General features: G+C 50.2%; 20 protein-coding genes. 12 read left to right on the top strand and 8 right to left on the bottom strand.

Annotated features, from left to right (window positions below; translation table 11 throughout):
- Positions 1 to 42 precede the first annotated feature (42 nt).
- Entirely contained in the window at positions 43 to 1,335 is a 1,293-nt protein-coding gene (locus ACNQKP_RS09205) for a 3-deoxy-D-manno-octulosonic acid transferase (RefSeq protein ID WP_417864321.1), read from the bottom strand.
- A complete protein-coding gene (locus tag ACNQKP_RS09200; RefSeq protein ID WP_041577754.1) occupies positions 1,332 to 2,378 on the bottom strand; it encodes a glycosyltransferase family 9 protein in 1,047 nt (348 codons plus the stop codon). Before ACNQKP_RS09200 ends, ACNQKP_RS09205 begins: the two co-directional genes overlap by 4 nt.
- A gap of 120 nt (positions 2,379 to 2,498) precedes the next feature.
- Here ACNQKP_RS09200 and ACNQKP_RS09195 point away from each other — a divergent pair, with 120 nt between their 5' ends.
- The 5 genes from ACNQKP_RS09195 to ACNQKP_RS09175 all read left to right on the top strand — a co-directional run bounded on the left by ACNQKP_RS09195 (position 2,499) and on the right by ACNQKP_RS09175 (position 9,486).
- Positions 2,499 to 3,866 (top strand): hypothetical protein, encoded by a 1,368-nt coding sequence (locus tag ACNQKP_RS09195; protein WP_417864319.1) that lies wholly within the window; start codon positions 2,499 to 2,501, stop codon positions 3,864 to 3,866.
- The gene (locus tag ACNQKP_RS09190) at positions 3,856 to 6,189 is read left to right on the top strand and encodes a hypothetical protein (protein WP_417864317.1); all 2,334 of its coding nucleotides are present in this window, start codon (positions 3,856 to 3,858) and stop codon (positions 6,187 to 6,189) included. The genes ACNQKP_RS09195 and ACNQKP_RS09190 overlap by 11 nt, the downstream gene beginning before the upstream one ends.
- A gap of 60 nt (positions 6,190 to 6,249) precedes the next feature.
- Positions 6,250 to 7,269: a hypothetical protein gene (locus ACNQKP_RS09185; RefSeq protein ID WP_417864745.1), complete on the top strand. Its 1,020-nt coding sequence runs from the start codon at positions 6,250 to 6,252 to the stop codon at positions 7,267 to 7,269.
- A 1-nt stretch (position 7,270) separates the two neighbouring features.
- Complete coding sequence (locus tag ACNQKP_RS09180; RefSeq protein WP_417864316.1) at positions 7,271 to 8,452, top strand: THUMP domain-containing class I SAM-dependent RNA methyltransferase; 1,182 nt, start codon at positions 7,271 to 7,273, stop codon at positions 8,450 to 8,452.
- A gap of 83 nt (positions 8,453 to 8,535) precedes the next feature.
- Positions 8,536 to 9,486, top strand: a complete 951-nt coding sequence (locus tag ACNQKP_RS09175; RefSeq protein ID WP_417864314.1) for a hypothetical protein — start codon at positions 8,536 to 8,538, stop codon at positions 9,484 to 9,486.
- 71 nt (positions 9,487 to 9,557) lie between these two features.
- On the opposite strand, the gene ACNQKP_RS09170 is transcribed toward ACNQKP_RS09175, so the two are convergent.
- A complete protein-coding gene (locus ACNQKP_RS09170; RefSeq protein WP_417864312.1) occupies positions 9,558 to 10,745 on the bottom strand; it encodes an endonuclease/exonuclease/phosphatase family protein in 1,188 nt (395 codons plus the stop codon).
- 149 nt (positions 10,746 to 10,894) lie between these two features.
- Here ACNQKP_RS09170 and ACNQKP_RS09165 point away from each other — a divergent pair, with 149 nt between their 5' ends.
- A complete protein-coding gene (locus ACNQKP_RS09165; RefSeq protein ID WP_417864310.1) occupies positions 10,895 to 11,815 on the top strand; it encodes a hypothetical protein in 921 nt (306 codons plus the stop codon).
- Here the strand turns inward: ACNQKP_RS09165 and ACNQKP_RS09160 are convergent.
- Positions 11,812 to 12,663 carry an RluA family pseudouridine synthase gene (locus ACNQKP_RS09160; protein ID WP_417864309.1) on the bottom strand — a complete coding sequence of 284 codons (852 nt, stop codon included), beginning with the start codon at positions 12,661 to 12,663 and terminating at the stop codon, positions 11,812 to 11,814. The genes ACNQKP_RS09165 and ACNQKP_RS09160 overlap by 4 nt on opposite strands.
- A gap of 132 nt (positions 12,664 to 12,795) precedes the next feature.
- On the opposite strand from ACNQKP_RS09160, the gene ACNQKP_RS09155 reads away from it, so the two are divergent.
- On the top strand, positions 12,796 to 13,434 hold the full coding sequence (locus ACNQKP_RS09155; RefSeq protein WP_038449629.1) for a DedA family protein: 639 nt from the start codon (positions 12,796 to 12,798) through the stop codon (positions 13,432 to 13,434).
- A gap of 55 nt (positions 13,435 to 13,489) precedes the next feature.
- Here the strand turns inward: ACNQKP_RS09155 and ACNQKP_RS09150 are convergent, their stop codons facing one another.
- On the bottom strand, positions 13,490 to 14,548 hold the full coding sequence (locus ACNQKP_RS09150; RefSeq protein ID WP_417864308.1) for a hypothetical protein: 1,059 nt from the start codon (positions 14,546 to 14,548) through the stop codon (positions 13,490 to 13,492).
- An 80-nt stretch (positions 14,549 to 14,628) separates the two neighbouring features.
- On the opposite strand from ACNQKP_RS09150, the gene ACNQKP_RS09145 reads away from it, so the two are divergent.
- The 3 genes from ACNQKP_RS09145 to ACNQKP_RS09135 are packed head-to-tail and all read left to right on the top strand — an operon-like array spanning position 14,629 to position 16,413.
- On the top strand, positions 14,629 to 15,438 hold the full coding sequence (locus ACNQKP_RS09145) for a TatD family hydrolase (protein WP_417864307.1): 810 nt from the start codon (positions 14,629 to 14,631) through the stop codon (positions 15,436 to 15,438).
- Positions 15,416 to 16,270, top strand: coding sequence for a ThiF family adenylyltransferase (locus ACNQKP_RS09140; RefSeq protein ID WP_417864306.1), 855 nt, complete (start codon positions 15,416 to 15,418; stop codon positions 16,268 to 16,270). Before ACNQKP_RS09145 ends, ACNQKP_RS09140 begins: the two co-directional genes overlap by 23 nt.
- On the top strand, positions 16,267 to 16,413 hold the full coding sequence (locus ACNQKP_RS09135) for a hypothetical protein (protein ID WP_417864305.1): 147 nt from the start codon (positions 16,267 to 16,269) through the stop codon (positions 16,411 to 16,413). The genes ACNQKP_RS09140 and ACNQKP_RS09135 overlap by 4 nt, the downstream gene beginning before the upstream one ends.
- Before the next feature lie 8 nt (positions 16,414 to 16,421).
- Here the strand turns inward: ACNQKP_RS09135 and ACNQKP_RS09130 are convergent, their stop codons facing one another.
- Together ACNQKP_RS09130 and ACNQKP_RS09125 are read right to left on the bottom strand one after the other, a co-directional pair.
- Positions 16,422 to 17,195, bottom strand: a complete 774-nt coding sequence (locus ACNQKP_RS09130; RefSeq protein WP_417864304.1) for a hypothetical protein — start codon at positions 17,193 to 17,195, stop codon at positions 16,422 to 16,424.
- A gap of 155 nt (positions 17,196 to 17,350) precedes the next feature.
- The gene (locus ACNQKP_RS09125) at positions 17,351 to 18,187 is read right to left on the bottom strand and encodes a hypothetical protein (protein ID WP_417864302.1); all 837 of its coding nucleotides are present in this window, start codon (positions 18,185 to 18,187) and stop codon (positions 17,351 to 17,353) included.
- Between the two features lie 141 nt (positions 18,188 to 18,328).
- On the opposite strand from ACNQKP_RS09125, the gene ACNQKP_RS09120 reads away from it, so the two are divergent.
- Positions 18,329 to 19,381: a class I SAM-dependent methyltransferase gene (locus ACNQKP_RS09120; protein ID WP_417864301.1), complete on the top strand. Its 1,053-nt coding sequence runs from the start codon at positions 18,329 to 18,331 to the stop codon at positions 19,379 to 19,381.
- A 143-nt stretch (positions 19,382 to 19,524) separates the two neighbouring features.
- Complete coding sequence (locus tag ACNQKP_RS09115; protein ID WP_417864299.1) at positions 19,525 to 20,496, top strand: deoxyhypusine synthase family protein; 972 nt, start codon at positions 19,525 to 19,527, stop codon at positions 20,494 to 20,496.
- Between the two features lie 61 nt (positions 20,497 to 20,557).
- Here the strand turns inward: ACNQKP_RS09115 and ACNQKP_RS09110 are convergent, their stop codons facing one another.
- On the bottom strand, positions 20,558 to 21,121 hold the full coding sequence (locus ACNQKP_RS09110) for a hypothetical protein (protein ID WP_417864298.1): 564 nt from the start codon (positions 21,119 to 21,121) through the stop codon (positions 20,558 to 20,560).
- Positions 21,122 to 21,137: the final 16 nt, after the last annotated feature.

Raw genomic sequence — 21,137 nt, 5'->3', positions numbered from 1 at the left:
CAGCAATGGCCGGTCTTTTTTTTGCCTTAATCGCGAGGATTTTTAAGAGATAACCTTTTCGATGGCGGTCAGAACTCGTTGGGTCGAGTTTCGGTTTTTGCCGATCTCGGATCTGATTTCTTCTTTGATATGTGGAATCTGTTCTTGCTGCTTTTTCATTCGTTGCAGCAGCACGGCAACGTCAGCAGAGGAATGAACCACCTGCACGATCATGCCGGATGAATAGTTCTTTTTCTGATAGAACAAAGCCTCACGATTGTTGCGGTGATGAGGTCCCACCATTACTGGCAAACCTGCCGCCAGAGCCTCCATCACACTGTGTACCTGTTTTTTGAAGGACCCGCCGATAAAGGCGATATCCGCCCAGGTGTAAAGCTCTGCCAGGATGCCGACTTGATCCACCAGCAGAATACTGCCTGCCGGCCATTCTTCAGCCTGGGAATAACGAACATAGGAAAGTCCCAAAGCCTTCATCTGATTTTCCAGATGTTCCATGTGGGCCGGGGTGGTTTCATGCGGCGCTAAGATCACACGCATGTAAATGCCCTTCATCTTTTCCAGGGCTGGCAATAGAACCAGTTCGTCCTCGGCCCAGGTGGAACCGGCGATAAAGACGAAATCTTCAGGGCTTGGGATCAGCTGGTTTTTCAGCGCCTTTGGATTTTCCAGACGGTGAAAGACCTGATCAAAGCGGGTGTCACCGCTGACCAGCATCGGGACTTTCAGGCCCAGCGTATCCAGGTTCTGAATGTCTTCAGCCGACACACAGTGAATCTCTGAAAGATGATTCAAAGAATAACGGGTCAGATAGCGGGTGATCCCTTTAAGGCGGGAAGAATTATCGGCAAAGGTCGCCGAAAACAGCGCCGACGGAATGCCCATTTTGTGAGTCACAGAAACCAGCACGGGCCACACATCGGTACGCGAGAAAAGCAAAACACGCGGATTCCAGCGCTTGATAAAGTCCTGCATCTGGAAATCCAGATCCCAGGGAAGGGCGCACCACACATCCACATCATGCAGGCTTTCCAGAATCTTTTTGGCTGATGGGGAAGAATACGTTACCAGCACCGGAATGTTCGGATGCTGTTTTTTAAGTTCCCGAATTACCGGGCGGGCGTATTCGATTTCACCACTGGCTGCATGAATCCAGAAAGGGCGGTGTTTCGCAATTTCAGCTTCATTACCGGCGATCTTGATTTTGTAAAAGCCTTTGTTCTTGTCCTCGATCATCTCGCGCAGCTTGCCTTGCAGAAACGGGCGCAAAAGCTGCAGAAGTAAATAAGCCAGAGGGACGATGGCGAACTTATAGAAATAGAAAATCAAAGCGCTCATGGCTGGTTCCGTTGCAGCAGCTGTTTTAGTTCCATCGCCACTTGTTGTGGTGTGATGTCGACCAGACACTGGTGATATTTGAATTTGTTCACGCAAGGGCCCTGACCGTGCTTGCTGCATGGACGGCACTTCAGTTCAATTTCAAGAATCTTCGTGGACGGGCGGGACGGGAAGCCAAACGGAGCCGGGCCCATCAGGGCGATGGTCTTTTGTCCCAGTTGTTCGGCGACGTGCAAAAGGCCGGTGTCGTTGCTGATCAGTGCCGCCGACAATCCCACAACGCTGGAGCTGACCTGCAAAGAGCATTTGCCCGCCAGATTTAAAACTCGCTCAGGGGCTGCGGCTTTGATGTCCTCGATAAAGGAATCTTCCGGTCCACCCAACAGAACAAAGCGCTGATCCGGGCACAGCAGAATCAGTTCCTGCCAGTATTCTTTCGGCCAGCGTTTTAAAAAGAACGCCGCTGACGGAGCCAATGCCACGGAGCCGGCATAGTGGCCCAGAACTTCGCGGGCTTTCTGGAAACTTTCTTCGCTGGGGAAAATTTGCGGTGCCGCCGGGGCTTTGCGAGAAATGCCCCAAGGCTGAAGTGGTTCCAGTAAATCGCGCTGGCCATTGAAGGGCATTTCAAAAGTGTTGATGCGGAACTTAAACAGCAGCAGACGCTTCCAACGGCGGATCGAACGGCGGATGAACTTCGGACCCACGCCCAGAATTCCCAGCGGACGCAAAATCCACGAAATCACGCGCGAGCGCATGTTGTTGTGGGCGTCGTAAATGTGCGTAAAGCCTTCCTTGCGCATTTGCAGGCACAGCTTGATCAGGCCTGATAAGCCCGCCTTACGATCAAACTCCCAAATGCGTTGGATGTTGGGATGGTTTTTAAGCAAAGGGGCCATGTCCTTGCGGGTGACCCAGTGGATCTCTGCATTCGGATAGGTTTCTTTGATAGCCGAAGGAACGCTCAAAGTCTGAACGACATCTCCAAAGCTGGAAAAGCGAATGATTAAAAATTTAGCACTATTAGGGTCCCGTACCAACATGGGACTAATCTATCAAAGGCGCCGAAAAAGGTCACTTGTTTAAAAGGTGGAAAGGGTATTCGCCTATAGGCGTTTTGGCCGGGCATGGGCATTGAAGTAAAGCTCATTGATGGGAGGCCCATGGCTTTCAAACAAGTCCCCGTTTTGGGGGCCCTAAACACATCTTTGATCGGGTTCATGCTGTTGGTTTTGACCCCGATTTTTGCGTCTGCGCAGGTGCAGACGGAGATGCGTTTATTCTCGGATTCTTTCATCAGCCCGACCTTTGAGGCCGCAGAAAAGACCAATTATCAGTTTGTTGGAGCCCAGTTAAAAAGCGACACCTTCAGCGAGGCGCCATTTAAGATGGATGTTTCCGGTGGGGTGGCGATCGGGGCCCCGTTGCTAAATTACCTCAATATTTCCGAGTTCTATCTGGAAACACGCCTCAGTGAGACTGAGAATTTCTATATGGGACGCAAGAAAATGCTGTGGAATGAACTGGATGCCCGCTGGGATCTGGGTGTGTGGGAGCCATTGTTCAAATGGAATCCACTGAATGCCGAAAGCCAGGGTTTGACCGGGATTTTCTGGCAGGTCGATAAACCGTATTATACGTTATTGTTGTTTGCTTCACCGATCTATATTCCGGATCAGGGGCCGAGCTTTGATATTGAAAATGGCAGCTTCGTGAAGGGGAACCCTTGGTTCCGCCGTCCGCCAGAGAGCATCCGTATCTGGGAAGAGGCCACAGCCATCGATTATACTTTCGAAAAGCCTTCCGAGACTGAAGTTGTCTTGCAAAACTCTTTTGGTATGAAGCTGGCCTTTGGCGATCCGCAAGGGTTGCGCGGGCAGCTGGCTTACACCTATAAACCATCCAATCAATTGGCTATCGGTTACGAGGGAAATCTGAATGTCGCGGAGCTTAAAGGTGCGGTGAACTTGCAGCCTCAGGTCTTCTATCACTCGCTGGTAGGTGGTGATATCAGCTACAAATCCGACCGCCTGCGCCTGGGCATTAGCGGCCTGTATGACAAACCAAGTAAAGATGAGATCTTTGAAGATAAGTGGACTCATCCGACATTTGAAGACGCCGTTTTGGTCAGCCCGTTTGTTGAATGGACTAATTCTTATTTCGGCGTGGCTTTGCAGCACCTGGAAATCTATGGAGGAAAAGTCACTGAAGAGGGTGAGCTGGCCAATGAAAACCGCGCCCCTTTGATGACCCGGTACCCGTATCAGCAGGCAACCCAGTTGTCTTTGATGGGGAACTTCAGCTTCAAACGCACGAAGAAGCTGATCACCAAGGTCAGCTACACTCATTCCGAGAAAAACAAGTTTGACCTGATTCGTGTCAGCGCCAGATTCCGCCTGTCGGGCCTGTGGTCCTTCATCGGCGAAATGCAGATGGTGAAAGCCGAGCCGGCAAGCCAGGAAAATCAAAACGATATCGCCCAGTTTGAGAATAATGACCGCTTGATGTTAGGAGCCGCTTATGTGTTTTAACGCTCGTAACAAGGCTTTTATGGCCATTTCTTGGCGTGTGGTTGGTTTTGTTTTGGTTGCTTCTTTTGGTCTGTCTTCTGTGGGTTGTAGTGACTTCTTGAACGGGAAGAAGGCTGAACCGGAAGTGATTGAGTTCTCGGATACTCGTTTTGCTTGTCTTCAGGTGATTCCGCAGCATTTGGAAAAGTTCTCGGTCGGCGAGGCCAAGGAATCAGAAATTCGTCAGGGCTTTGATTGCATGACGGATGCTTTGAATTACTTTAATAAAAAAACTTTCGGTTCTTTGGAAAATGCTTATACCGTCGAAGAAATGCGCCGGTTCTTTGGCAAGTACTTCCTGAAAAAGAACAACGTGACCCCGGAATTTGCTGCCGAGCTGATGAAAATCAAACGTGCTCTTTTGGGTGGATCCACCAGTCATATCACCAAAGACGAGATCGTGCGTCTGGTGGAAATCCTGGGACTTTTGCGTGATGAATCCATCGAGCTTTCTCCGCACGTAAAATTGCTATTGAATCAAAATCAGTCTGACAAGACCGAGTGGGAACAGATTTCCGCGGCTGTGGATCAGTTGCGCCGTTCATTGCAGCGGTTGCTTGAAAAAACCCAGATTGCCAAGTCTGATTACAGTTTCGAAGACGCCAAAAAAGCCTTGTCTGGCTTTGCTGAATTCATTCGCGGTGAAGAACCATTTGCACCTTACCAGAAATACAGTCAGTGGGTTCCGATGGTGGAATCCGTTAAAGTCGTATTGATGGGCCGTCGCGCGCACTTCGCAGGGCTGTATCAGTGGAGTGAAAGCCTTGATACTTTGTTGGACCTGTACGAACTGGCTTTGAAATATCATTATGTCATTGGTGACTTTGAATTCACGAATGCCGCCAAAGTCCGTCAGACCAGTCAGTTCCTGACGCAAGGGCTGGGACTGTTGTTGAATTCTCACCAGATGAAGACCTCGGGCCGCATTCCGGTGGAAGACATCGACAATCTGATCAACCAGATTCTGCCTTCCGCGACGGACATGATTCAGCCGAAGTCTTTGATCAAGACTTACAAAGCCGTGCTGATGAAGATTCTGGATCCGGCGCGCGTGGCGGATTCCCGCAGTTTGCTGGGGCTAGAGAAAAAGCACATCATGAGCATCCAGCGCGAGCTGAATATCTTCCGCCTGCATCAGAGCTTTATCGACAACATCCCGATGGATGAACTGGGTGGCGGGGTCACGCAAAAGCAACTGGTTGAATACTACAACAAGTTCAATAAAACCTATGTGATTGAAAAAGGCCTGACCGAAGACGCCTTTGAGCAAAAAGCCCTGGAAAACGCGTGGGCTGATATCGGGGAGCTGATCAAGAACCCGACAATGGTGAACTTCAATGGCGATGGACGTCTGATTATTTCTGCTACCGGCAACCAGACAAAACAAAGCTGGGCGGCTTTGACCAAGTTCAACTTGATGCGTGTTCTGTCGCGCATGCTGATGCTGGGTTATGCTGACAATGTCGGCGGCCGCCTCAGTCAATCCCAGATGAGCGAAAAGGGCCTGGTGTCGTGGTATGAGGACTTCCAGGAATTGGGTCTGGATCTGAAAGCCTTTGATCCGCGTTCGGCGAATTCCGGTTCTCGCAGTTTCCTGGAGGCGAACTTCTTTACCTTCAGCGGTAACGGCAACGACAGCATGGACCAGAAAGAGACCTTTGAATTTGTGACGACGCTGTTCTCGGCCGGTCTCGGGACCTCCAATGCCGTGTCTGATCATATGAAGCTGGCTCAGTGTGCGATTGAAGAAAAGGACGTCTTTGGCTTTAACTACTACAAAGAAGACTGCTTCCGCGAACAACTGCGCAAGCACATCGGTGTGTATTTCGCAAACATGCCGGGCATGGTGAACTATGTGCGCGGCTTGAATGCGGCTCAGTGGAAGCAGTTCTTTGATTATGTGCTGGCAGCGTCGGTAACGCCAACTCAGCGTGCCGGCCTGATTGAAACCGCGAACGTGCGCACGATGGTCACGATTTTACACTACATTGAAACCATCATGGTGATTTACGATACGGACCATAACCAAGGCCTGTCCGTGGACGAAGTTTATGCCTCGGCGCCAAGATTCATGTCCTTCTTTAAAAAGGTGAATCCGGGCACATATGAGTTCCTTATCAAGGAAGGCTTTGCGCATTTGGTGTTCTATGGCGAAATTCCGGGGGCGGGCGGCATTGCTGGCTTCCAGTTTAAAAAGATGTGGGGCATTGACGATGCTCAGCGCATGGAAATCGCCCGTCTTTTCGGCACCCTCAAGGACCAATTGAACAAGGTCGAAAACTAGGTTAGGCTCCGGGACATGCTGCGGCTTGTTCTGGTGCTTACAATCTGTTTTGTGTCCTTTATGGCACAGGCTTCATCCTCGATGGATGAAGAGGTTCCTATTATTCTGCGCGAACCTGCGATGGAAATGCCCAAACCCCTGCCTGATGCCCGCGGGCGCATTGACTCCTTTATCGATAATAAGACCCTGCGTGTGATCACAACGGCCAGTGACTGGTACATCGGCGAAATGGTCGCCATCGAGTCCCAGACACCTTCTGTGGGCATCGTGGGCTTTGTCGAGATTACCGGCATAGAGAATAAGCAAGACGGCACCTATGAGCTGATTTGCGAACTTCAGCGCCAGTCCCGCATGAACTTTATCCAGATCGGCGATCAGGTCATGCATCTGGATTTGAGCTCTGAAAACAATCGTTATAAGGGCACCACCGATCTGATCATCAAAAAAGGCACCAAAGAAACCTCGTCCAAGTACAAGCCTTTGTTCACGCAAGGTATCGCAGTCGGTGAGACCGCAGAAACCCTGTGGGAGAATGAATTCCTGATCACCTGGTACGGTCAGGTGAACTATGGCTGGAAAGAGTGGCTGACGGTGTCTTCGATCATCCCGGCGGACATTCTGGGGGCTTACAATGCGACGATCAAGTCACGCCTTTACCAGTCCGCTTCCAATAACTTTGCCGGCGGTCTGAACTTTGCGCGCATTCCGAATGAAAATCGTTCCACGCTGAATTTAAATATCTACTGGGATTCAATTTCTTCTGAAAGTGTGATCTCGCACACGCTTTTGTCCGTGGCGCTGTTCAGTTTTGAAGATGCCGCCAACACCACTGCGATCAAGTCCCTGGGAACAAGCTCCTTCCAGACGGGTTATGAGTTCATCCTCGACAACTGGGACCGTGTTTTGTTGGGTCCGTCGTACAACTTCGAATCCAAAGCGGTGGGGGGCTATCTCAGCTATGTTAAAATCTGGGATCAGTTCCATCTGAGCTTCTCGCTCAACTCAACCGACATCACCTCCCTAAAATACGCCCCCGAAGACGGCTACTATCTGCTGTTCGACGCGTATTGGAGATTCTAAAATGAATCGTTTTTTTGTTGCGACACCGCTGGATTTTGAAAAGTTGGCTTTGGCTGAAATGAAAGAAGTTTGGCCGTTCCTGTTGGGGAAGGATGCCAAACCTCATTCTTTGCCGTTTCCGGAAGTCACGGTGCTTGAGGGCGGTTTTGAATTCGAGACAGAATTGTTCATTGGTCTGCAGCTGAATTTCTTCCTGAAGACGGCCAATCGCGTGTTGCTGCGAATGACTTCATTCAAAGCGAAAGATCTTCCCAAGTTCTATCAAAAATTCAAAGCCCTGCCGTGGATCGATTTTCTGCCTCACGCCCATGTCGAGTGGGAAGTGGCGGCGCAAAAAAGCCGTCTGAACAACGAAAAGCGCCTGCAGGAAAGCGCCGAAGCCGCCCTGACTGAAATTTTTAAAGGTGTTAAAGGCAAAGAAGTCTGCGCCAGCATCTATATCCGCATGGATGATGACACCTGCACGATCAGTCTTGATTCCACGGGTGAACATCTGCACAAACGCGGCTGGGCCACACTAAAAGGTGAAGCCCCTTTGCGTGAGACTTTGGCGGCGATCCTGTTAAAGGAAATCATCGGCAACAGCAACCCGGCAGAGACGGCGCAAATCACTCTATTGGATCCAATGATGGGTTCAGGCACCTTCCTGTGCGAGGCGCGCGCCCTGTGGGCCGGGCAGTTTGTTCGGGACTTTGCCTTCAAAAAATGGAAGCGCGCCCCGAAGCTTTTCCAGTCTTCCAGTTTTGCTTTGAACTATAAGCTGCCTGCGACTCATCCGTTTAAGGCCTATGTCGGCTTTGATATTGATGCCGATATGATCCCGGCTGCAGAAGGAAACTTCAGCGAAGTTGAACGTCAGCTTCAGGCCGTGCAAAAAGCGGCATTTGTGAAAGCACCTCACAAGTTTATCCATGGCGATTCCCTGGAGATCAGTGAAGATGTGGGGCCTTCGTGGTTGGTGGTGAATCCGCCTTACGGAGAGCGTCTTCCGGTGGCCGGAAGTGGGGGGCTGAAGGCCCTGGCCAAGCTTCTCTGTGAGCGTCATAAGCCCTTGAAACTGGGTATTCTTTACCCTGAAAAAGAGCGTCTTGGGACGGTGCCCGCCGGCTATAAACTGCTTAAAGAGGTTAAAATCAACAATGGCGGCTTGCGCTGCCTGTTCACAGTTTTGACACGTCTGTAAATTTTCAGGAATTGGTTAGAATTATTGAAGGAATCGACGGACCCACTGGCGGAAAACGTCCTTTCCGGCTACATTCCTTTTCCATGAAAACAGCCAAACTACTTTCAGTCCTATTTATTTCATCTGCACTTTTGACGACAGCATGTACGCCGAAAGACGAAGCGGTTACTTCCGATGCCGTTCGTAAAAAAATCATCGCGCAGAATGAGCGCAAGAACAATAAGAACAAAAAAGCCGGTCAACAGGGTTTCAAGTTCCAGTTCGGTTCTTTCTCCAGCACCACACTTATCGTGGGTAAGCAGCTGGAAGGTTTGGAAGTACTTCGTTACGCTCTGGATTCCCAGGACGTTAACAAGTCTGTTTATAAAGCGGAAGTGACCAAACGTGATGACGGCGGCGACACAGTGAAACTGGTGGCTGATAAAGTTGTTACTGCCTACACAACATCCAAAGGTGAATTCGCGAACACTTTGACTAAAACCTGGGACATCGATGTGACTTACGTTGATGGTCAAGTGGCGACGGTGAAGGCTGTTTCTAAAAAATCCCGCAACTCTTTGGATCAGAAGAATCTGGAAAAAACCTTCGTGAACATGAACGAAGACGAAGCGGTTGTTGAAGCACTGAACGAAAACGGCGTTTTGAAAGTCAGCATCACGGCTAAAGGTGTTATCAATGGCCGTCTGAAAAATGCAGCGACTCGTGAACAGTACGAGTTCTCTGAAAAACTGGAAGTTTCTTTGGAAGAGCTTCTGGCAGGTAAAGCAGCAGTGAAAAATGCTGATGCGAAACTTGATTATATCAAAGAAGGCGGCAAACCTTGGACGTCATCCATGAAAGCTGCCAAAATGTCTGTTGAGCTTCAGGGTCTTTGCAACGTGGCGATCTTTGATACGGTGATGAAGGGTAAAACCCCTAAGAACATGATCTCCACCGCTGAAGGAATTGAAGTGACTCAGTCCAGCTTCAAGTCCACTTACGGTGCGTGCGGATCCCGCCCAACCATCGATCTTTCTTTGATGCTGATCTACTAATCAGTTCTCAAATTCAGAGCATAAAAAAAGCCGCGATCTCTCGCGGCTTTTTTATTTTGAGCTTCTGAAGACTACTTCTTTTTCGTCTTTTTAGCGTCTTTAGCGGGCTTTGCTTCTTTGGCAGGAGCTTCATCCTTCACCGGGGTTTTCGCCGGGCCACGCTGCTTCAGACGAACATACAGCGGGAAGTGATCCGCCACGCCGATTTGACGGTCATAGTCCCAGCGCAGTGGGTACTTGCCCTTTTTCAGGTGAACTTCATCGTAGCGGATCACGTCGATTGTACCTGGCTCCATTTTATAGCTGCCGGAGCCTTTTTCCAGAAGCGCTTTGGAATAGATGTGTGCATCCAGGAAAGACCAGCTCTTACGATAGTTGTGAGTGCCTGGGCATTCTTTGCAGCCTACGAAGTGGGAAACGTCACCCACCGGGCTGAAGGTGTCACGGAAGATGTGTTCTTTGCTTTCTTCTTCGTGGGTGATGTTCAAGTCACCGCCGGCAATAACCATGGTGTCCGGTCCCTTGTCTTTGATCAATTTAGCCACGAACTCCGCAGCCTGTTGACGCCAATAGGTCGGATTGGCCTGGGACGGGAAGTGGGCCGTCAGGAAGGTGATAGGATCGCCATTAGGCGCCTTCAGGGTCACTTCCAGGACACCACGGGATGCTTCCATCCATTTTTTGTCTTCGTCGTTTTTAGGCTTCCAAGGGATTGGGTGCAGAACCGGTTTGCCAACAACTGGCAGACGGGACATCAAGCCCACGTCGATACCGCGCTTGTCCGGGCCCTCGATAAGGATCACGGTGCTGTAGCCGGCTTTTTGAAGGTATTTTTTGTTCCAGATGTTCAGAACGTTTTCGTTCTCTACTTCGATCAGCATCAGAACGTCCGGACCATTACCGTCAACGCCCAGAACCACCTTCGTCAGGTTGATCAGCTTCTTATCCAGCTGTTCCTCGCTCCAGTCCGTGGAAAGGCATTCGCCCACGCGGTAAGCACTGTCGTTGGTGTCTTTGCAGGCTTGAACGATTTTTGGGTCCTTCTGCTTCACTGCCAAGGGCATATAAGTGTAGTCATTGCGGTTTTCATCGTGGGTCGTGTCGAACAGATTTTCGACGTTGAACGACATCACGGAAACCTCGTCAGCGGCCTTCGGTGGAAGGCTAAACTCGGCCTTTTTGAAGGTGACGGCACAGCCCACAAGAAGGGACAGAAGAAGAGCAAGGGTCAGGTTCTTAAGTTGCAGTAAATTTTTCATGTCCTCAGTTGTAAGGGATGGGGGCAGGGGACTCAAGTTGAAAGAGTTTTAGGAATTTATTGAGACTCATACTGTCTAAATATTCGCTATTGTGTAACGTGGCGCACTATGGCATATTTCCAGCGAATTTGATCCCTTAAGGAGCTTCCATGTTTAAAAAGGCCCTGGCACTTTCCCTTGTTTTCTCCTGTCTTGCCCCTTTCGCTCAAGCTCAAGAGCGTGAAGAAAGCATGGTGATGTCCGTAGGTGATTCCCTGCGCAGAAACTGGAACTTCACTTTGTTTAACGTGGTTTCTCAATCCAACATGAAGCCGGGCAAGAAACAGACTGACGGTCGCTCTCAGGACTCTTACACGTACATCAGCATGAACTACAAAGTGAATGCAGATGAAAAGTTCTCTTTGCGTGTTCCATTCATCTTCAATACCGCAGGTCAGAACGAATACGGCGATCAGGTGAAATCTGAAACGATGCTGTCTGACGTGCACGCGGTTTATTCCATGTACGACCTGGGTTACATCGGTGATGTGGATCTTTCCGGTAATGCGAAAGTTTATCTTCCAACCAGCAAGTTCTCTCAAGACTCCGGTCTGATCGCTAAATTCCGCGCAGAACTTTATCTGGAATATTCCATCGGCCGATTCTCTTCCATCTCTTATGGTATCAAACCTGATTACTACTGGCAGAGCCGCACTGCGAGTTTCAACTATGACATGCCTCAGTTTGATGACGGGAACTATGTTTCTGACCCTCGTCAGGCGAACAAACAGGCTTCCCTGGAGCACTTCCTTGAGGTGGTTGCTGATATCAACAAGTACTTCTCTTTCAAACCACGTATCGGTATTGAAGAAGACTGGTACCATTCTTCCACGATCGAGGGCATCGAGCCACGTCACGTGACCAAAGCGTTCTATCAAATCAGCCTTGGTATTCGTCCGGTTCGTGGTGTGAACTTCCTGGTGGGCGCGACGAATACAACTGTTCTGAATTCTTACCGCGGTAAAGACATCGCTTTCGGTCAGCCAGAGAACACTCAGTACTTCGTAATGACGAATGCGTTCTTGTTCTAGATTCTAAATTCGTGATATTCCCCTGTGAGCGGGTTGGTAAACGCCAGCTCACAGGCTTCAAGTTCGATTCTTTCTTCTTCCCAGACTTTCAAAGCTCCATACGCCACATCACCCACAATCGGATGACCTTCTGCTGATAGCTGCGCGCGAATCTGATGCGTGCGCCCGGTGTGAAGTTTGATGCGTGCTTCGCCCAATCCATCTTCCAACTTTGAAAATTCAAGAATCTCAAGAAGGCATTCCTGCCACTTGGGTTGCATTTCTTTGCTGACCACTTTTGGAGCACGTGGGGACGGCTCCATATAATGCTGCAACAATCCGGTGGAAAGAGCCTGTCCTTGCACGCGCGCACGATAGATCTTGTTCATCCCGCGCGCGATCAACAGTTTGTTGAATTCGCTTTGGAATTCGGGCGTCTTGGCATAGACGATCAATCCGCGCGTGGGAACATCCAGACGGTGAGTCACGTACACGGTTTGATTGAGAGTCTGCTGCAAATATGACTGCAGATTCTCATGCAGATTATCAACGCTGGCATGAACGGGCAGGCCCGAGATTTTGTTGGCGACGACAAAGTGTTCGTTCTCAAAGACGATACGGGATCTCCATTGACCGTCGTTGGCGGTGAATCGGCGTGGTTTAGTATGGACCCTGATATAGTCGCCAACAGAAACCGAGGAATCTTCTGTCGTGCGCTGATGATTGTGGTAAATGGCACCCAGATGCAGAAGAAACTCAATTTGTTCACGATCAAGTTCCAGATTGCCTAATAATACATCACAAAGCCCACCAGCTTGGGGGCTTAATATATGTCTAACTCCGTATTCAAATCCTCTGGCACTCTGCATATTTCAATCTTCTGTTAGAAACACTCATAGCACGGTGTAGCAAGGGTGTTCAAGTGAGACAGTTTCATCCATAGTAAGGTCCTCAAGGAGAGATGCAGCTTGGAGTTTGCTAACGAGCCAATATTTCAATGGATGTCTCAGTTTGCGTATCAGCCGGGGATGGTTTACGCCGGTTTGATCGCGATGATGGCATTATCTGCCGTTGGTTTCCCGCTGCCGGAAGAAGTCACCCTGATTAGCGTGGGTATTTTGGCCTTTATGGGTGCCCACCCTGCGCATTTCCCGCCCCCTTATGAGGGCGCCCCTGTCGTCAATGTTCATACCGCCGCCATCATAGCCTTTACGGCCGTCGTGGCCAGTGACACCCTGATCTATGTGATAGGAAGGGTGTTTGGACGAAAGCTTCTGTATCACCCCAGAGTTCACAAGTTCTTCCCTGAGCACATGATGAAACGTGTGGAAGAGTGGACTCACAAATACGGCGCCTATGCTTGTGGTATCTTCCGTTTCACTCCGGGTTTGCGTTTCCCAGGTCACTTGGCCTGCGGGATGTTGAGATACCCAGTGTGGAAGTTCCTGGTTATCGACGGTATCGCGGCCTTGATCAGCGTGCCGACTCAGATTTACCTGCTGGCGCATTACGGAGAGCCGATCCTGAAGTACCTGCGTCAGTTCAAGCTGGTTCTTTTCGGAATCATCGGTCTTTTGGTTATTTACTTTGTCGCCAAGAAAATCCATCAGCGCTGGGCGGCCCGCGCTGCCAGTCGCTAAAAAGAAAAGCCCAGCTCGAAGCTGGGCTTTTTAGTTTTTAATGCAAGCAAACATCTTATGCAGCGTTGCTGCCGAAGACCGCTTCCGGAGTCACCTCGCAGCACAGGTGCAGGCTGACGGGTTTTGAGTGGAACTTAGGCTCCACGTCCTTCCAGAAGATTTTCTCATAGCCACTTTGCAGGGCAAAGATCTCTTCGCGGATTTTGAACAGCAAACCAGCAGGGGAACCCAGCAACCAGTCCATCTGAACGAGATAGAAGGCTTCTTCCAGCTCCATCGGGCTCAAAGATTCGATGAAGTTTTTCGGCAAATTGTCCACCAGGTGACAGGCATTGTGGGAATACTTATGGAAGGCTTTTTCCATCGGGTTCACCAGCAGTTTTTCCACACGGCTGTCCGGAGTTTTAGGGCCCGCAAATGGCTGAGAGAACTTTTTGAAGTTCCAGTACAACAAGGCATCATTCACCACATATTCCGCGCGCGGCAGATAGTCGGTGATAGCGTCCACTTTAACACCTTCATGGGACGGGTCTTCAACGTGAGCGTTATGATCCACAGCCACCAGGCTTCTGAGGTTGTACAGGAAAGAGTAAAGATACTGAAGCTTGTCGACGAACGGTTTGGAGAAGTTCAAACCGAAGTTGTACATCAATGGCTGACCCATTTTGTTTTCAAACCAGCTGAAGCTGTCCAGAAGCGGCCACAAAGCCGTCAGGTCGACACCCCAGGGTTTCAAGGCCGTTTCAAAGTGTTCGTTGAAGTTAGCTTCAAACTCGGCACACAGTTCCGGATTCACAACCGCGATGTGAGACTGCAATGCACGCACGCGTGGCAAAGAGCGTTCGTAAAGCTCGGTGTGTGGATCCAATGCCTTCCAGGCTTCGCTCGCAAAGTTATAATCCAGGTGGGGAGTTGCCACCGGGCTTTTGATGTAGTGATTCAATTTGACCAGAGACAATCCTACCAAGGCGTCAGACATGTACTTGAACGGCTCAGAGGCTTTGAATTTATCGTAAGCAGATGGTTGATTCCAGAATTGAACCTTCACGGGTTTCCAGGTGGAACCCTTTTCCATGGTGACATCAAAACCCAAACGCAAGCTTTTATGCTTCATACATACTCCTACATGTCTGTTGTTATCGGTTGAACTGCGGCCTTGTTCGAGTCCGGGTTTTCAGGATATAACCTAGACCTATGGTTGGATTTGGCTATTGGATCGATGCTCACGGACACCTTGCGGACCTGCGATGGCAGGGACAGGTGGATACTATTATCGACGAGGCCCGCACCAAGGGCATCGCCTTCTTTATGCAAGGCGGGGTTGATCCCGAGGACTGGCAACGCCAGCGTGAAATCAAAGCTCGTTATCCCAGCCACATCGGCCTTTGTTTTGGACTGCACCCGTACTGGGTTGCGGCCCACGATGAGGATGAATGTGAGCAGGCTCTGGATCTGCTGGCGCAGGCACTGCCCGAAGCCGACGGTTTGGGGGAGCTGGGCTTGGATTTCCGCCCCCATATCATGAAAGACTCCATGGAGCGCCAGATCACCGTATTTGAGCAACAGTTGGAACTGGGACATATCACGGGGAAGCCCTTGGTTTTGCATCTGGTGCAGGCCCACGAGGAAAGTCTTAAGATCATGGACGTGTGGGGGCTGCCAAAGCAAAAAGGCATGGTACACTCGTTCAATGGCAGTGCTTATAAGGCGCAGGAGTTCCTGCAAAGGGGCCTTATGCTGTCCATTGGAGGCCCGGTGTGTCGCCCGGACAATCAGAAGCTGCATCAGGCGGTGCGTGAAATCCCCCTGGAACAGCTTTTAATTGAAAGTGACAGCCCGGATCAGGGGCCTCCTGCCTATAAAGGCCGCTTAAATCCCCCAGAAAGCATCTGGGAGGTGGCAAGAACTATAGGGGAGTTAAAATCACTTGATCCTCTGGAAATATTAGATATCACTACTGCAAACTTTCGGAGACTTTTTCATGGAAACCACACAATCACCTAATTTGCCTCAACCTCAGGAAACTGAGTACGTTTTGCACCGCCGTTTCGATCGTATGGGGCGCCTGGTTGGAGACGAGGTGATGAAACGCCTTTTCAACACTCACGTGATGGTGATTGGTTTGGGCGGCGTGGGCTCTTGGGCGGCGGAATCCCTGGCTCGTTCCGGTGTCGGCAAACTGACGATCATCGATTTCGATGAAATCTGCATCACCAACGCCAACCGCCAGTTGCATGCTTTGCAGGGCCTGGTGGGTAAAAAGAAGGCCGAAGTGATGGGCGAGCGTCTGCGCAAAATCAACCCGCAGAACACCGTCACTGTGATTCCGGAATTCTACAACGCTGAAAACTCGGAAATGATGTTGTCCCATAAGCCGGACTATATTGTGGATGCCATCGACAACCTGACGGCAAAAACCCACTTGCTGGCGACCTGCCGCGAGCGTGGTATCAAAGTCATCACTTCCGGTGGTTCTGCGGCGAAGATGGATCCACTTCGCATCAAGAAGGCGGACTTGGCTGATACGTATGTTGATCCCATGGCCGCTCAAGTACGAAAAATGCTGCGCCAAAAATATGATTTCCCGGAAAAGAATTTCGGCATTCCTTGCATCTTCTCGGATGAAACTCCGATTCAGCCGGTGGAGCTGAAATACGACCACGGTCAGGGTTTCAAATGCGTGTGCCCTAAAGGTCAAAACGATCTGCACAACTGTGACAGCCGTAATGTGATCTGGGGGACTGCAAGCTATGTCACGGGGGCTTTTGGTTTGGCCATGGCTTCCCACATCGTGAATGAAATCCATGCTCAAGTTCAGAACGAGGCAAAAGCATGATCGTTCTAGCCTGGTTCATCCTGATAACTTTGATTATTTTGTTCAGCTTCGGCTTTTTGGGTGTCACCTTCTGGCACTGGTACAAAGAGGGCAAAGCCAAAAGAAAAGCGGCCGCTACTGCAGCCGCTTCTGCTCAAAACTAAATTCCAAATTAAATACCGACACCGGCCGGATTTGGTATCGCGATGTTGATACTGGCTTTGTCTCCGGAAGAATCAAATGGCGTCACCTTCACGGTGTCGCCATTTTGCCAAGTGTACGACCCGGGAACTTCAATGGCATCTTTCATGCTGTCTTTGGTCCCAAGACTCAAAAGAGCCGATCCGGATCGATAAATTTCCATGCGGTACTGATACTGTGCTTTCTGCGTCAGCCCGATGTGCGAGATGGCCTGGGAAAATCCTCCGGTGCTGGTTGTGCCGCCAACAAACAGAAATAGAAAATTCTTTCCATTTTGATTGCTGATACTGGAGTCCGCGCCTGCGGCCGGAATCGTTGTCGGCGAATATGTGAAGCGAATGTCGACGGAAACATTTGAGGTTCCTCGGGTGCCCGCGGTGATCGGTTGCATCGAGTCGCTGGAGCTGTAACCCGCAAGGTTGCTCATATCGAAGTCGACGGACCAGATACCATTCTCAGGACAGAAGATAGAACTTTTTTGCGTGACTCCGTAAGCTCCCAGAATGACGACAAGATTGCCGGGCTTGCAAATGCCGGTAAGCACAGCGGCGGTCGTGTTTTCATCATAAATTCCAAACAGGGGTGTGTTGTTGGCTTTGAATACGGCCGTGAATCCGCTTTGCGACGAGCCCAGATTGACTTCACTTTCCACGTTGGCAACGGCTGGTATCAGGTGTGCTTGAAGCACGCAACCGGTGGAAAAAAAGACAGATGAAAGACAGAGCAGAACGTACCGAAAGTTCATAAGGCCTCCGGTATAACTTATCGGAGCAAACGCGAGGCTTTAATAGGATAACCCGTATGAACCCGCGCATTTCGTTCCCGGTCGTGATGGGAACGACCCAGCTTGAGACATCATAGATCGCCACAAGCTGGGGGTGGGCCTTCGAGCGATGCTGTTTACGGTCTGTATCGTTCGCAGGCTGATACGATATCCAGGTCACTGATGTTTTCACAGCGGCCATTGATTTCAATTCCCCACGCAGCCGGCAGGCCTCTGAGGTTCTCGCAACGAGTGTTGTAGTCCACCGCCGCTACCATGTTTCCAGAGCAGGAATCAGAGTTAAAGATTTTCACAGCGCCCGGTGTACTGGCCCCTTTAAAGGCTTCGCACGCCTTGGCGGGTGCGGTGTCGCTGATGTTCTGACACTTGCCATCGATTTTCACGGCCCAGGCGCTGGAACCAGTACTTTCGAAGTTTTCGCATCGAGAAGCTGCGCTGACAGCGGCGATCGCATTGCCCGAGCAGGAGTCAGAAGTGAAGATTGTGATGGCGCGAGGATCTGCTCCGCCTTTGAATGATTCGCAGGCTTTCACGGATGAGGTGTCAGAGATATTTAAACACTGTCCATTGATGCGAACAGCCCAGGTGTCGCCAGCAGAAGAAAATCTTTCACAGCTGGAACCCGCACTGACAGTGCCAATCAGACTGCCAGAGCAGGAGTCGGAGCGGAACAGCTCCACTGATCCGTAAGACGGCGGAGGAGGATAAGATCCGCCACCACCCAGGGCCTGGCGCAGAAGTTCTTCAGCGGAAGTTAAGCGGTCGCTCACATAGCGCAGGCGTTCTTTTTGGTCTGGACTGGAGACTTGGCCCATGACCAAGCGGGTTTGCTCTTTGGCAACGGTGATCTCCTCAAGACTGCGGCTGACTTTGGCGTCGTCAGCGGCCATAGAGATGGAACAACACAGTGACATCAACAAACTGACAGTGGCGGTTTTGAAAAGCACAAACATCTCCTTTATGGTGACAGCATTTACAGGCAAGAAAGACCTTACAACCTTTGTGCCAAACCAAAGTGACACCGGGAATCACAAGGAGGGCTTCTTGTTTTTTTCCACACTCCAGCGGTAAAATAATTCGTGGAGGCCTTGTCTATGAAGATCAAGATTCCTTATCAGGACAAAATCACTCTGGGGTATTCACTGGCGCGTTCAGCGGGCTTCGCCGCCCAGCAGTGGACCCTGCCATTGTTTGAATTTATCACCACGGGTGGCAAGAAACCTCACAAAAACATCGATCCGCACAAGCTGCGCCTGGCGTACCGCGAGCTTTTCCGGCTGCTAAAAAAAGACAGCGAAAACATCGCCCAGGGAATTTATCCGGTAGAGGTTTTGAAGCCTGAAACCGTCACCCGCCATTTCATGCGCTATCCGCGGATCATTTATGATGGCTATTCCATCGCCAAACGCCGCAAGGACAAGTCGGCCCATGATTTTGATGGCGAAGCTGAAAACTTCATGAAAGACCTTCCTGAGTATTATCAACGAAACTTCCACTTTCAGACCGGGGGCTATCTGACCCGGGAATCGGCAGAGCTTTACGAGCATCAGGTCGAGATTCTTTTCTCAGGCTCGGCGGATGCCATGAGACGCCTGATCATTCCGCTGGCAAAGCAGGCTCATCCCGGAGATGGTGCAGGTTTGCATTTCCTGGAGGTGGGTGCTGGCACCGGGCGCCTGACGCGTTTTATGAAGCTTGCTTATCCCAAGGCCAAGATCACTGTGCTGGATCTAAGTTATCCTTATTTAAAAAAGGCTCAAGACAACTTGCACGAATTTGACCGCCTGGATTTTGTGCAGGGGGCGGCGGAAGACCTGCCGTTTCAGGATGCCAAGTTTGATTTTGTTTACTCCTGCTTCCTGTTTCATGAACTGCCTCACGAAATCCGCCGTCAGGTGATCCGCGAGGGCTTCCGGGTGCTGAAGGCAGGGGGCTGTTACGGCCTTGTGGACTCTTTGCAGGCCGAAGACACCCATGACTTTGAATGGGCGTTAGAGCAGTTTCCCGTGGATTTCCATGAGCCGTTCTACAAAAACTACACCCAGAATCCGATGGAAGGGCTGCTTACAGCGGCCGGTTTTGAGGGGCTGCATAAGGATCAGGGATTTTTTGCCAAAGCCCTTTTGGCGCGTAAACCCTCAGAGTAGTGTCGTTTTTTTCAATTGGCATTTTCGAATCACTGGGGTGAGTTAACACTCCAGAAGGACTGACTTTTTTAGACTTGTGTTTTCTTTTGTTTCTGGTAGTTTCCATGCCACTTGATAAAAGCTAGAAACTTTCAGGAGAAATCATGGGTCCTATTACTCAGTTTATCGATCATCACTACCGTCACTTCAACGCTGCTGCATTGAAAGATGCTGCTAAAGGCTACAAACTTCACATGGACAACGGTGGCCAGATGCTAGTGACTTTGGCAGGTGCCATGTCCACAGCAGAACTGGGTCTTTCTTTGGCTGAAATGATCCGCCAGGGTAAAGTTCACGCGATTTCCTGCACAGGTGCGAACCTTGAAGAAGACGTGTTCAACCTGGTAGCTCACGATCACTACGTGCGCATCCCGAACTACCGTGATTTGACTCCGGCAGATGAACAAAAACTTTTGGAAAAACATTTGAACCGCGTGACTGACACTTGCATCCCTGAAGAGGAAGCTATCCGTCGTATCGAAAACGTGGTTTTGGAATACTGGCAAGACGCTGATAAAAAAGGCGAGTCTTACTTCCCGCATGAATTCATGTACAAAATCCTTCTTTCCGGCAAATTGAACCAGTACTACCAGATCGATCCAAAAAATTCCTGGTTGTTGGCTGCGGCTGAAAAGAACCTACCAATGGTTGTTCCGGGTTGGGAAGACTCCACTTTGGGTAACATCTTCACTGGTCACATCATCAAAGGTGACATCAAAAAATCCACCACTGTTAAAGGTGGTATCGAGTACATGAAAACCTGGGCAGAGTGGTACATGGCGGCTTCCAAAAGAGCTCCTGTGGGCTTCTTCCAAATCGGCGGTGGTATCGCTGGTGACTTCCCAATTTGCGTTGTTCCAATGCTTGAACAAGACTTGGGTCACGAAGACATTCCTTTGTGGAGTTACTTCGCTCAGATCTCTGATTCCACAACTTCTTACGGTTCGTACTCTGGTGCGATCCCGAACGAAAAAATCACCTGGGGTAAACTGGCTCCAACAACTCCTAGCTACATCGTTGAATCCGATGCAACTATCGTTGCACCTCTGATCTTCGCTTACGTACTAGGCCAGTAGTTGCTAGAGTTCGAAATTAGAGATTGGAAAAAGGGCGCCGGAAACGGGGCCCTTTTTCTTTTTAGCGAACGAATTCTATTTCAAGGCGGCCGCGGCTGCCGATGATATTAGGACTGGAAATATCCAGAATTAAACTGCGCACATCCAATGTCTCAGAGTATCTTTGGCCGAAGTGACGGTCGAAGGTGTAATGACCCAGGTCAAATTCCACGGTTTCACCGGCTCTCATTTTATAGATATAGTTCATGGTCACGCGCTCTTCGCTTTGGGCGATGACTCGCGGAGTGTTTTCAAAGACCACTTGCCCCTCAACACAGCGGATGATGATTTTGCGGAAAGAACCCCAGACATCAAGATTGTGGCGGCTGGCGCCGAATTTATCGGCTTTTACCGTGCGAACTTCGTTTGGAATAATGGGCGCTGGTTTGACCGGGTGTTGCGCCAGGTATCCATCCGTCAAAGCGATCAGTTCGTCGCTGATTTGCAAAATCTCTTCCGTGCTTTGAGCCTGTTCCATACGGGCTCTGAGTTCGGCGATACGTTGTTCAAGGTTGTCCTGGCTTTGTGCAAAAGCTGTGGATTGAAGAAACAGTCCGATGATAAGTGCGAAAATGGTGGTTTTCATGGTTTGGCCCCTCCCG

The organism is Bdellovibrio bacteriovorus, assembly GCF_048286975.1.
GTDB classification, from domain to species: domain Bacteria; phylum Bdellovibrionota; class Bdellovibrionia; order Bdellovibrionales; family Bdellovibrionaceae; genus Bdellovibrio; species Bdellovibrio bacteriovorus_H.
The sequence above is the reverse complement of the archived record's forward strand: the minus strand, read 5'-3'. Positions and strand labels throughout refer to the sequence as shown.